Raw genomic sequence first — 12,645 nt, 5'->3', positions numbered from 1 at the left:
CCCTTGGTTTCTTATACTGAATTAAAGAAGGAAATCGAGAGGTACATCGATTATTACAATCACGAACGCATAAAAGAAAAATTGGCTGGTTTAAGTCCAGTGGAATACCGAACTCAAACCAGCCAAACAGTTGCATAATCAAAACTCTAACTTTTGGGGGTCACTACCTAATCCGCTCATTTTTTCAGATGAAAATAAAGTGATTTCTGGCGGGAATTTTCACGGACAGCCGATTGCTTTTGCGATGGACTTTCTAAAACTTGGAATTGCTGAGACTGCTAATATCGCAGAGCGCCGCATTGAAAGACTGGTGAATCCACAGTTAAATGATCTGCCACCTTTTCTAAGCCCAAATCCAGGTTTGGAATCAGGAGCGATGATTTTGCAATATAGTGCTGCGTCGCTCGTTTCGGAAAATAAAACGCTCGCACATCCGGCAAGTGTTGATTCAATTCCGTCTTCAGCTAACCAGGAGGACCATGTGAGTATGGGGACGATTGCTGCACGGCACGCACTTCAGATGCTGCAAAACACCCGTCATGTTATTGCGATTGAACTTATTTGTGCCATGCAGGCAGTTGAGTTTCGAGGTATAGATAGTATGGCATCGCAAACGCGTGAATTTTATAAAAAAGCACGTAATCTAGTTCCTAGTATTACGAAGGACAGAGTATTCGCAACGGACATTGAAAGACTAGCAAACTGGCTGAAAAATGATGAGGAAAGTGAAGTAAAACATAAAGGAGGGGTTTTACATGAGTAAAGTGACGGCGAAAAAAGGTTTAGAACTGGAATGTAAAGGCTGGGAGCAGGAGGCTGCATTACGGATGCTGTACAACAATCTTGATCCGGAGGTGGCGGAAAACCCGGATGAGCTTGTAGTCTATGGCGGTATTGGTAAGGCTGCACGAAATTGGGAAGCGTTTGATGCCATAGTTAACACACTTCGCAATTTGGAAAATGATGAAACAATGCTGGTTCAGTCCGGTAAGCCTGTTGGCGTTTTTAAAACACATAAACATGCACCACGTGTGCTTCTTTCCAATTCAGTATTAGTTCCAAAGTGGGCAACATGGGATCATTTTCATGAGCTTGATAAACAAGGGTTAATGATGTACGGGCAAATGACAGCAGGTAGCTGGATCTATATTGGTACACAAGGGATTTTGCAAGGAACCTATGAAACATTTGCGGCACTCGCTAAAAAACATTTCGATGGTTCATTGAAACATACGATCACATTAACGGCAGGACTTGGCGGAATGGGGGGTGCACAGCCTCTTGCTGTCACGATGAATGAAGGGGTTGTTATCGCTGTCGAAGTAGATAAGAGCCATATCGAAAAACGGATTAAGACAAAATATTGTGATGTAATGACCGATAATCTTGAAGAAGCAATTAAACTGGCAAAAGACGCTAAACAGAAAGGAAAGCCCTTATCAATCGGACTATTGGGAAATGCTGCAGAAGTTCACCATGAGCTTTTGACAAAGGATATTCAAATCGATGTCGTGACAGACCAAACTTCAGCACATGATCCGTTAAATGGCTATATTCCAACTGGTTATAATGTCGAGGAAGCGGCTGTGCTACGCAAAAATGACCCTGCCAACTATATCAAACTAGCAAAACAAAATATGGCTAAACACGTGGAAGCAATGCTTGACTATCAGCAAAATGGATCAATTGTGTTTGATTACGGAAATAACATTCGCCAGGTTGCTAAAGATGAGGGGATTGCAGAGGCCTTTAATTTTCCAGGCTTCGTACCCGCATATATCCGGCCACTCTTTAGTGAAGGTAAGGGACCCTTCAGATGGGCAGCATTATCAGGCGATCCGGAAGATATTTACCGTACCGATCAATTGATCAAAGAACTGTTCCCAGAAAACGAGGGGCTTATTCGCTGGATAGATATGGCACAGGAGCAAGTTGCCTTTCAGGGATTGCCTTCACGTATTTGCTGGTTAGGTTATGGAGAACGGGCAAAAATGGGACTCGCAATTAATGAATTGGTCCGAAATGGTGAATTGAAAGCACCAGTCGTTATCGGCCGTGATCATTTGGACTGTGGATCTGTTGCATCACCAAACCGCGAAACAGAAGGTATGAAGGATGGCAGTGACGCTGTTGCTGATTGGGCTGTTTTGAACGCCTTAATTAACACAGCTGCCGGTGGTTCATGGATATCATTTCATCATGGCGGTGGTGTAGGTATGGGTTACTCGCTGCACGCAGGCATGGTCGCTGTAGCAGACGGGACTGACTTGGCCAAAGAACGGTTGGAACGGGTATTAACAACTGATCCAGGAATGGGCATTATCCGCCATGCTGATGCAGGCTATGAAAAAGCGCAGCGATTTGCAGAAGATCATGACATTACAATTCCGATTAAAAAGTAGGGGGCGCTATTTATTATGAAAGTAGATACACTTATTACAAACATTGGTCAGCTATTAACGATGGATAAAAAAGGACCTGTCAAAGGTAGCGACATGAATGACTTAACGGTAATGGAAGGGGCTGCCGTTGCGACTGAAAACGGTAAAATTGTCTGGATTGGTTCAGCAGAAAAGGCGGTTAACATTCATGCTGATAAAACAATCGATGCAGACGGAAAACTTGTTACACCAGGACTTGTCGAGCCTCACACTCATCTGGTTTTCGGCGGGTCCCGTGAAGAAGAAATGGCATTAAAGCAGCAAGGTGTTCCTTACTTAGAGATTTTAAAGCAGGGCGGAGGTATCTTATCAACAGTAAATGCAACGCGGGAAGCCTCATATGATGACCTGCTTAAAAAGGCGCTATTTCATTTGGATCGAATGGCTATGCATGGAATAACTACGGTTGAGGCGAAAAGCGGCTATGGACTTGATAAACAAACAGAACTTAAACAATTGCACGTAACTAAGGAAGCCAACGTAAAGCATCCGCTCGATATTGTTTCGACATTCCTAGGTGCTCATGCCATTCCACCAGAATATAAAGAAGACCCTGAAGCATTTTTAGGTCTAATGAGTGAACTTTTTGATGAAATAAAAGAAAAGAATCTGGCCGAATTTGTAGATATTTTTACCGAAACAGGTGTCTTTTCTGTTGAACAGTCGCGCCGCTATTTGAAAAAGGCGAAAGAAAAGGGTTTTGGCTTAAAAATACATGCCGATGAAATTGATCAATTAGGTGGAACCGAACTTGCTGTCGAGGTTGGAGCAATTAGCGGAGAACATTTGGCTGTTGCGTCTGACAATGGGATAAAACAGTTAGCTTCATCGAATACAATTGGTGTAATCCTTCCTGGAACTGTTTTTTATTTAGGAAAAGATACGTACCCTCGTGCCCGGGAAATGATTGATGAGGGAGCGGCTATAGCTGTTTCTACAGACTTTAACCCAGGAAGCTCGGTAACAGAGAATCTGCAGTTAATAATGTCTATTGCAGCGTTAAAATTAAAGCTAACACCAACTGAAATATGGCATGCAGTGACAGTTAATGCAGCACATGCGATTGGCCGGGGTCATGAAGCTGGAACGATTGCTACCGGTCGCATGGGTGATCTGGTTATCTGGGATGCCCCTAATTATATGTACATTCCGTATCACTATGGGGTTAACCATGCAAATACAGTAATTAAAAACGGTGAGGTTTTATATAAAAGAGGGGAGATACGATGAGTTTACGTCATGTGAAACCTGCTGGTGAAGCTATTTTTAAGGATCGACATACAACAAAAGCTAAAGAATTATTAACGCCATGGCGAAAAGGGATGAATCATGATTTTTCGATTGTAGGTGTCCCATTATCCAAACCATCGATAAGTCATTCAGGAGCATCGCAGGCACCAGGCGCAATTCGGTCAGCATTGCAAAGCTACACAACCTATTCTGCTGAGGCTGAAATTGAATTAACTGATCCGATAATTGATTTTGGTGATATTTATATGGACCCGACGGATATCAAGGGCAACCAGCACCGAATATATGAGGGATTGTCAGATGTCTATTCAACAAGTGCAGCAAATTATTGGATGATACTTGGTGGGGACCACTCCATCAGTTATTCATCAATCAAGGCATATGCCGAAAACAGGACAGTCGGCGTTATCCAGTTTGATGCACACCATGACTTGCGCAATACAGAAGATGGTGGTCCAACAAACGGAACACCATTTCGCCGCTTGCTTGATGATAGGATAATTGAGGGTGAAAGTCTTGTACAAATTGGTATTCGTGATTTCACCAATGCCAAAGCATATCAAGATTATGCTGATGCGAACGGGGTAACAGTTTATACAATGAACGATGTGCACCAATATGGAATAAAAGCTATTTTAGAAAAAGAAATAGAAAGGCTTGCCGGAAAAGTGGATGAAATATATATGTCGGTTGATATGGATGTTTTGGATCAGGCATTTGCACCAGGTTGCCCAGCAATTGGCCCTGGTGGCATGGACAGTAAAACACTTCTGGAGGGGGTGTTATTTGCATCTGAAAACAAAAAAGTTAACACAATGGATATCGTTGAAATTGACCCAACCATTGACTTTCGTAATATGACAAGCCGGGTTGCAGCATATGTTATGTTGAGTTTTATGAAAGGGAAACGGAAGAAATTTTAGAAAGAACAAAAGCGCTGGAGCTGGACGTGGCTGATTCGGGAGTTCAGATATCCACAGCACTTAAATTTTATAGTACGCTGGACAGTTAAAAAGGAGCCCTAATCATCAGGCTCCTCAATTATATTATACTTTGCTTTCATCGATATCTTCCATAGATACCCAGTCATCAGCCCAATGCTGAATTTCCTGAATAACCGGTTCTAAGGCTTTCCCTTTTTCGGATAATGAATATTCAATTCGGACTGGAAATTCCGAGTATATATTACGTTCAATAATTTCTTTTTGTTCTAGCAATTTCAGTCGATCAGAGAGCAACCTCCCACTAATTGGCAAATCCGCTTCCATTTCGGAAAAACGCTTTGTGCCTTCTAGCAGCTCAAATAATATTAGGCCAACCCAGCGTTTACTGATAATTTCCATTGCATTTTCAAAACGCGGACATAAATCACTCATGCAGATCACCTCTCTGACGAAATAATTTGATTACAAATAGTAACCTATTTATATAATAACATATAACAGGGGTTGCGTAAATTGAACATGATTCGAAATACCTGTCTGTATCATTTGGTAATTATTTAGATTTGTGAAATAATAACGGTACACGAAATATTATTATTTTGGAGGTAAAAGTATGGTAGATCAACAAACAAAGGAAAAGTATGCTGAATTAGCTTTACGTACAGGGGTTAATTTGCAGGAAAATCAAGCGTTGATGATAAATGCGCCTATTGAAGGAGCTGATTTCACAAAAATTGTTGCTCGTAAAGCGTATGAAATGGGCGCAAAGAATGTACATATTAATTGGGTAGATGATGAATTAACCTTGTTAAAATACGAAAATGCACCAGAAGAAGTGATTGCCGATTTCCCTGAGTGGCGTGTAAAATTACATGATACGTTTGCTGAGGATGGTGCGGCGGTATTGTCAATTCGTTCAACAAACCCTGACTTACTGAAGGATATTGACTCATCACGTGTAGCTAAGGCAAACAAAGCAGCAGCACAGGCGATGAAGAATTTCCGCCAATATACGATGAATGACCGAATCACTTGGTCAATAATATCGATACCAACAGGCGACTGGGCTCAAAAGATCTTCCCTGATAAATCACAGGATAAGGCAATTGAAAGTCTTTGGGATGCGATTGTTAAAATCGTTCGCGTTGATCAGGATGACCCAGTTGCTGCATGGGAAGCACATAATGAAACACTAAAAACAGCACGTGAAATATTAAATAAGAAAACATATAAAAAGCTTATCTATAAAGCACCGGGGACTGATTTGGAACTGGAACTACCAGATGGCCATATCTGGAAAGGCGGATCTGCAGTATCTGAACAGGGCACTACTTTCAACCCTAACATGCCAACGGAAGAAGTATTTTCCATGCCACATAAATATGGCGTTAATGGAACAGTTTCAAGTACAAAGCCATTGAATCATGGTGGAAGCCTGATTGATAATTTCAGTCTGACGTTTAAAGACGGAAAAGTTGTTGATTACAAGGCAGAACAAGGTGAAGACACACTCAAACATTTGTTGGATACAGATGAGGGTGCGCGCAGATTGGGCGAGGTGGCACTTGTACCACATGAGTCACCAGTATCACAATCAGGCCTAATCTTCTATAACACGTTATTTGATGAAAATGCATCTTGTCACATCGCTCTAGGAAAAGCATATCCTACAAATCTTAAGGGTGGGGCTGACATGAACGACGAACAGCTTGATAAACATGGTGTAAATGATAGTTTAACGCACGTTGATTTCATGATTGGTTCAGAAGAACTTGATATTGATGGCGTGCTGGAAGATGGCACAACAGAACCTGTATTCCGTAATGGAACATGGGCATTGAATATCAAGGGTGACTAAGTAATTCAGGAGGAGTTGGCTATTGTGCCAATTTCTCCTGTTTTTATATAACATTAGTTAATATTTAGGAATAAGTGAGCATAATCCAGCGAAGGAAATATACGAAGACTCCAGCTTGTCACCGGCTATAACCGGTCACGTCCTGTGACCAACGCCGGTACTAGAACTTCTATTAAAATAATCGTTTCTCAATCACAAAAAGTGGCATGTAAAAATTAAAAATTACATGCCACTTTTTATACTTTTGGTTCGATTGTATTAGTGAAGTAGAGTCGCAACCATTTCGAGAGAAGCTCGGTATTAATCGGGAGAAACCCCCACTCATGCAAGATTGTTTTTTACAAGTACTGCTTTAATTTTCGTATAATCATATCCTTCTGGTAATGATTCTTTTAAAGCCTTTAGTTTGGGGTCATCTAATTCATTACGGGCTTGCATGACTGTTTCTTCTTCATCACTGTTAAAAAATATTTCCCATGCGATGGGATATCCATCTTTAAATGCCTTGAAAATATGACCTTCAATCGTTTGCTTGGATAATTCCCGGATAACAGCGATGTCCTTTATCTGCTTACCAGCCTGAAACATCGTGTAACTAATAATGTGACTTGGGCGGTCATCAGCCTGCTTAGCCTTTTTGGGAGCAGTAGATCCGCCCCCGGATATAGGCACAGCTTTTGTCACGTTTGGATTGTCACGGCGCCATGCCTTAACAACAGCAAGAAAGTCAGCACCAAATTGGTCATATTTTTTTTCACCGACACCTTTAATGGAAAGCATATCTTCCTTTGTTTCCGGAAAATAACGGCTTAGTTCCTTTAATGTTGCATCTGAAAACAAGACGTATGGTGGGACGCCTTTCTCGTCAGCCATTTTCTTGCGCAATTCTCGCAGCAAGGTAAACAATTCTTCCTGATAATCTGCTTCCTCACCAGCAGGAATCGGTGCAGTGTACATCCACACTGTTTGACTCCCTTTTAAGACCTCAACCGAATTCTGATTTAATTTTATTGTTGGGAATTTGCCTTCTTCTGTTGCGAGTATTTGTTCAGCAATTAAAAAATGGATCCATTCAGTTAATTCTTTTTCTGTGTAGGCAGATAATATTCCATAAGTGGAAATCTTATTTAATCGAAAGTCATTTATTTTTTTATCCTTCGATCCTTTTAGAACTTTGGCAGTCATTCCGACACCAAAACGTTCACCCATTCGCTTTACACAAGACAGAATCATTTGAGCTTCTTCTGTTATATCAGTCCGTTCCTGTCGGTGAAGACAATTACTGCAGCGGCCACATGTTTGATTCGAGGGATTATCATTGAAATAATCAAGAATAAAAGATGTTAAACAGCTATGTGTATGGCAATAGTTGATCATCGCCTGCAGCTTGCGGTATTCACTCTGCTTTGCCTCATCATCCATCAGCGATTGTTCAATCAGGAATTTCTGCAGCTGGATATCTTGCGGAGAGAATAGCAGAATACAATCACTATGCTCGCCATCACGACCAGCTCTTCCTGCTTCCTGGTAATACGATTCAATTGTCATCGGCATCGCGTAATGGATAACAAAGCGCACATTGGATTTGTCGATACCCATCCCAAACGCATTTGTTGCGATCATGATTGTTTTTTCATCATGGATAAAGGCTGCTTGTGCCTCTTTGCGCTCGACTTCAGATAATCCAGCGTGGTATTTAGCCACGGAAATACCTCTTTTGGTTAATTGGTCATATAATGCATCTGTCTGTTTTCGTGTAGCTGCATAAATGATCCCAGATTCATCTTGATGTTCGTCCAAGAAAGATCGAATATAAGTCGGTTTATCCTTGCCTTTAACGATATGGAACGCTAGGTTTTCCCGTTCAAAACCAGTGTTAACAACATGTTCATTTTCTATATTTAATAACGACTGAATATCTGAAATAACTTCTTCGGTCGCTGTTGCGGTTAAACCAACCATTACCGGGATATTAGATAATCGTTTTAAGTTGGGGACGATTGAGCGGTAACTAGGTCTGAAGTCATGTCCCCATTGCGAAATACAATGTGCCTCATCAAAAGCAATTAACGCTAGCTTAATTCGTTTTATAACAGATACGAAAAAAGAAGATTCGAAGCGCTCCGGTGCAACATATACGAATTTATATCGACCTGCTTCGGTATCTTTCAGTCGAGTCTGTTGTTCACTTGCAGAAAGTGAACTATTTATGTACGTTGCAGCAATTCCCAGAGATTGAAGTGCATCCACCTGATCCTTCATGAGTGAAATAAGTGGTGAAATAATAATAGCTGTTCCATCCAGTGTTAGACCAGGAATCTGATAGCATAACGACTTACCACCACCAGTTGGCATAACAGCTAATGTATTTTGTTTTGAAGTAATCTTATCAATTGTTTGTTTTTGTCCCGGCCGGAATGTTTCATAGCCAAAATATGTTTGCAGGACTTTTTCTTCTTGTTCAATCATCATGTTTATTCCCCTTTGCTTAATTTATATTAACATATTTTTGGTGTAAAAAAGAGCTAACATTTGTTAGCTCTTAGCTTGAGTAGGAGGGTTCCAGGTTGCCTTTGAATAGGTATCCGATTATCCCGCCGATTATTGCTGGGATGAGCCATCCTAGTCCAAGTTCGAAAAATGGCAGAATTTCCATAGCAGATGTAACAGCTGGCATTTGTATTCCAAACGCAGCCAAGCCATCATACAATGAGACAATCCCCGTAAAAAGAATCGCTCCGCGGTATACCGATTCAGCGCCATTAAATAATTTTTGCATAAAAGTTAATAAAATAAGCACTATAGCAATTGGATAAATAAACACAAGTACTGGAACAGAGACACTAATAATAGTATTTAAACCCTGATTTGCAGCCAGGTAACTTGCAACCGTTACAAGTAAAATAATCCAATTGTAAGAAAAACGGGTTACTTTTGTGAAAAATTGCCCACAAGCGACAACAAGACCGACTGAAGTTGTGAAGCATGCTAAGGCAACGATAATTCCAAGCAGTAAAGCACCGAAACTGCCAAACATAACATTCGCAGCACTTGATAAAATGTCACCACCGTTGGTATAGTTTCCATTAGTTGCCATCTTGGTACCGATCCAGCCAATCGAACCATAAACTGTTACAAGTCCAATTCCAGTGACGATTCCTGCTTTTAACGTAGATTTCACAAGTTCTTTTTGCGACGAAATGCCACGTTCCTTAAAGGCATTAACAACGATAATACCAAATGCCAAGGCAGCGATTGCATCCATCGTCAGATAACCTTCGACAAAGCCGGTAAAGAAGGGTGATACTGCATACTTTTCAGTAGGTCCTGTCGTTGAGCTGTCTAATAATAAGAACCCGCCGACACATAAAGCAATAATAGCAATCAATAAAATAGGTGTTAAATATTGTCCAATTCGGTCAACCATTTTGGATGGATTTCGGCTAACAATATATACTAATAAAAAGAAAATAGTAGTAAATAGGAATAAAGAAAGCGTTGAAGCGTTAGTGAAGGGCTCTACACTCATTTCATATGCTACGGTTGAAGCACGTGGTATTCCAAAGAATGGTCCAATTGCTAAATAAACAACAGACGTGAAAATAATCCCAAAAAGAGGATGGACACGATCAGCAAGTTCTCTAGCATCGTTTTTTACGAACGAAATAGCGGTTACGGCAAGTATCGGTAAGCCTACCCCGGTTATTACAAACCCGGCAATGGCTGCCCAATAAGATGTGCCAGAGTCAATTCCCAATGTTGGTGGGTATATTAGATTTCCCGCTCCAAAAAATAACGCAAATAACATAAATCCTATGATAAAAGTATCTTTATTCATATTTTTCGTTCCCTTCTGCTGCGATGTTGTTAGTTATGCCTGACAAAAAGTTTACTTAAATTATGTAATTATCAAAAAACTGAGGAGAAAAAAATTCAAAAAAATCGTTTAAAGCAAAATAAATTTTAACAAGGTAAGTAACCGCTGTCAATGTATTAAAGAAGAGAGTTCTTACATTTCTGTGAAGCCTGATTTGTATTAGCTGATAACTGTAATATCGCAAGCTGTCGAATTAAAATTGTTTACATTCAATCGTTACCCATTTAGAATAACTTATTATTGACTTTGTTAGCAGAAGAAATGCATAAGTGCAACTAAGGCTTATCTATATTAAGGTTTGCACTCAAATGTATAAAGGATTTTAAGAAAGCACAGTACGCTTTCAAAAGAATCCCTTTAACGAATGCTAAGTATTCTAATCGAAAATTTAAGTTAGGGGGTCTGATATGGTTGCATCTATACTTTCTGAAATTATGCTCATAGGTCTTTTAGGGATTGGGTCTCAATGGGTTGCATGGCGCTATCGAATGCCAGCAATTGTAGTAATGTCCATTACTGGCTTACTGGTAGGTCCGGTATTTGGATTTATGAACCCTGAACAAGACTTTGGAGATTTATATAAACCAATTATTTCTGTAGCTGTAGCAATTATCCTTTTCGAGGGAAGTTTGAACTTGAGTTTCAAGGAAATTCGCGGCCTGGGACGACCGGTATTTCGCATTTCAACTGCGGGAGCATTTATTGCTTGGATTCTTGGATCGTTGACTGCTCATTATATTGCCGGCTTATCGTGGGCTGTCGCATTTGTTATTGGCGGTTTGTTCATTGTGACAGGTCCGACTGTTATTATGCCACTATTGCGCCAGTCAAAACTGAAACCAAGGCCAGCAAAAATTCTTAAATGGGAAGGCATTATTGTTGATCCAATTGGTGCACTGCTCGCAGTGTTTGCCTTTGAGATTATTGCTTTTCTGACTTCAACTAATCCTGATGGTTCAGCACTGCTGTTATTCTTTGCAGCATCTGTATTTGCTGCAATATTAGGTTGGGCATGTGGCCGTGGAATGGGTTGGATGTTCGAAACGGGAAATATTCCGGAGTTTTTAAAATCACCGGCTGTGTTTATCGTCGTTATATTTTGTTTTACATTAGCTGATGAGGTTATGCATGAAACAGGATTACTCGCTGTCACAGCTATGGGTATGACCCTGGCAAATATCGGAATAAGTTCAGTCGCAGACATGCGTCACTTTAAGGAAAACATATCGATATTATTAATTTCAGCAATTTTTATTATGCTTACCGCTTCATTGCAAGTAGAAACGTTACTTAAAGTGTTCGACCCACACATTATTGGATACGTGATATTAATGATGTTCGTGGTTCGTCCAATTTCAATTTTCCTATCAACAATTGGCACAGATTTGTCATTAAATGAAAAATTACTGCTGGGCTGGATTGCTCCAAGGGGAATTGTTGCACTGACAGTTTCTAGTTATTTTGCTTCTATTTTGGGTGAAGCAGGATATGAGGATGCGTCCATTATTACGACTCTCACATTTGCATTAGTATTTTTCACCGTTGTAGCACATGGATTTACAATACGTTGGACGGCCAGAAAGCTCCATCTTTCAATGGAGGGAAGGCCTGGTACGTTAATTGTGGGCAGTAATAAGTTTACGATAAATTTAGCTAAATCACTTAAGGAACAGAAAGCGCCAGTCCTTATTGTGGATTCATCATGGGAACGGTTAAAATTAGCCCGTGAAGCAGGAATTGCCTTTTATCATGGAGAAATGCTGTCAGAGCAAACGGAATATCATTTAGATACAATTCCTTATGATTACTTGATTGCAGCGACTGACTTCCATTCGTATAATGCACTTGTATGTACAACGTTTATACCAGAATATGGTCGTACGAATGTATTTAAAATCAGTCCTTATAATCTGGTTGATAGCGATGTGAACAGCACTGTTGATAAGGTTGGTGGAAGAATACTGTTTAAAGAGGATGTATCAAAAGAGGAACTAACTAACAAAATCTCAAGCCATTATAAATTTCGGCAGACTGCAATTACCGATCAATATAAATATAAACAGTATTTAGAAGAAAAAGAGGATGAGACAATTCTCTTGTATATCATTAAGCCATCTGGTCAAATTAAGTTTTACTCAGAAGAAATGAGAGTGACACCAGAAAACGGAGATATCGTAGTCAGTCTGACCCCACCAGTAAAAGAAATCAAAAAAATACGCGAACGACTCGAAAACCAACGCAACGGAAACGGAAAGTAGTAGTAGTGGTGCCTGT

General features: G+C 40.3%; 9 protein-coding genes and 1 pseudogene. 7 read left to right on the top strand and 3 right to left on the bottom strand.

Annotated features, from left to right (window positions below):
* The 5 genes and pseudogenes from J2Z82_RS09055 to hutG all read left to right on the top strand — a co-directional run.
* Positions 1-138 (top strand): IS3 family transposase (locus tag J2Z82_RS09055; RefSeq protein WP_245251162.1); only part of this gene is annotated, 138 nt, incomplete at its 5' end.
* 31 nt (positions 139-169) lie between these two features.
* Positions 170-763: pseudogene (locus J2Z82_RS09050) on the top strand (aromatic amino acid lyase); the annotation flags it as partial.
* On the top strand, positions 756-2,402 hold the full coding sequence (hutU, locus tag J2Z82_RS09045) for a urocanate hydratase (protein ID WP_209480472.1): 1,647 nt from the start codon (positions 756-758) through the stop codon (positions 2,400-2,402). The pseudogene J2Z82_RS09050 and the gene hutU, both read left to right, overlap by 8 nt.
* 15 nt (positions 2,403-2,417) lie before the next feature.
* Positions 2,418-3,671 (top strand): imidazolonepropionase, encoded by a 1,254-nt coding sequence (gene hutI, locus J2Z82_RS09040; protein WP_209480471.1) that lies wholly within the window; start codon positions 2,418-2,420, stop codon positions 3,669-3,671.
* On the top strand, positions 3,668-4,615 hold the full coding sequence (hutG, locus tag J2Z82_RS09035) for a formimidoylglutamase (RefSeq protein WP_209480470.1): 948 nt from the start codon (positions 3,668-3,670) through the stop codon (positions 4,613-4,615). Before hutI ends, hutG begins: the two co-directional genes overlap by 4 nt.
* Positions 4,616-4,738: 123 nt before the next feature.
* Here hutG and J2Z82_RS09030 read toward each other — a convergent pair whose 3' ends face one another.
* Positions 4,739-5,068, bottom strand: coding sequence for a winged helix-turn-helix transcriptional regulator (locus tag J2Z82_RS09030; RefSeq protein WP_245251298.1), 330 nt, complete (start codon positions 5,066-5,068; stop codon positions 4,739-4,741).
* Positions 5,069-5,249: 181 nt separating this feature from the next.
* Between J2Z82_RS09030 and J2Z82_RS09025 the strand changes: the two genes are divergently transcribed.
* The gene (locus tag J2Z82_RS09025; RefSeq protein WP_209480469.1) at positions 5,250-6,494 is read left to right on the top strand and encodes an aminopeptidase; all 1,245 of its coding nucleotides are present in this window, start codon (positions 5,250-5,252) and stop codon (positions 6,492-6,494) included.
* 321 nt (positions 6,495-6,815) lie between these two features.
* Here J2Z82_RS09025 and recQ read toward each other — a convergent pair whose 3' ends face one another.
* Together recQ and brnQ are read right to left on the bottom strand one after the other, a co-directional pair.
* The gene (recQ, locus tag J2Z82_RS09020; RefSeq protein WP_209480482.1) at positions 6,816-8,963 is read right to left on the bottom strand and encodes a DNA helicase RecQ; all 2,148 of its coding nucleotides are present in this window, start codon (positions 8,961-8,963) and stop codon (positions 6,816-6,818) included.
* Between the two features lie 73 nt (positions 8,964-9,036).
* Entirely contained in the window at positions 9,037-10,332 is a 1,296-nt protein-coding gene (gene brnQ / locus J2Z82_RS09015) for a branched-chain amino acid transport system II carrier protein (protein ID WP_209480468.1), read from the bottom strand.
* Positions 10,333-10,778: 446 nt separating this feature from the next.
* On the opposite strand from brnQ, the gene J2Z82_RS09010 reads away from it, so the two are divergent.
* Positions 10,779-12,629 (top strand): cation:proton antiporter, encoded by a 1,851-nt coding sequence (locus tag J2Z82_RS09010; protein WP_209480467.1) that lies wholly within the window; start codon positions 10,779-10,781, stop codon positions 12,627-12,629.
* Positions 12,630-12,645: the final 16 nt, after the last annotated feature.

The sequence above is a fragment of the Virgibacillus litoralis genome, assembly GCF_017873675.1.
In the GTDB taxonomy this organism is placed as follows: domain Bacteria; phylum Bacillota; class Bacilli; order Bacillales; family Amphibacillaceae; genus Lentibacillus; species Lentibacillus litoralis.
This window is presented reverse-complemented; position numbering and strand designations above follow the sequence as displayed.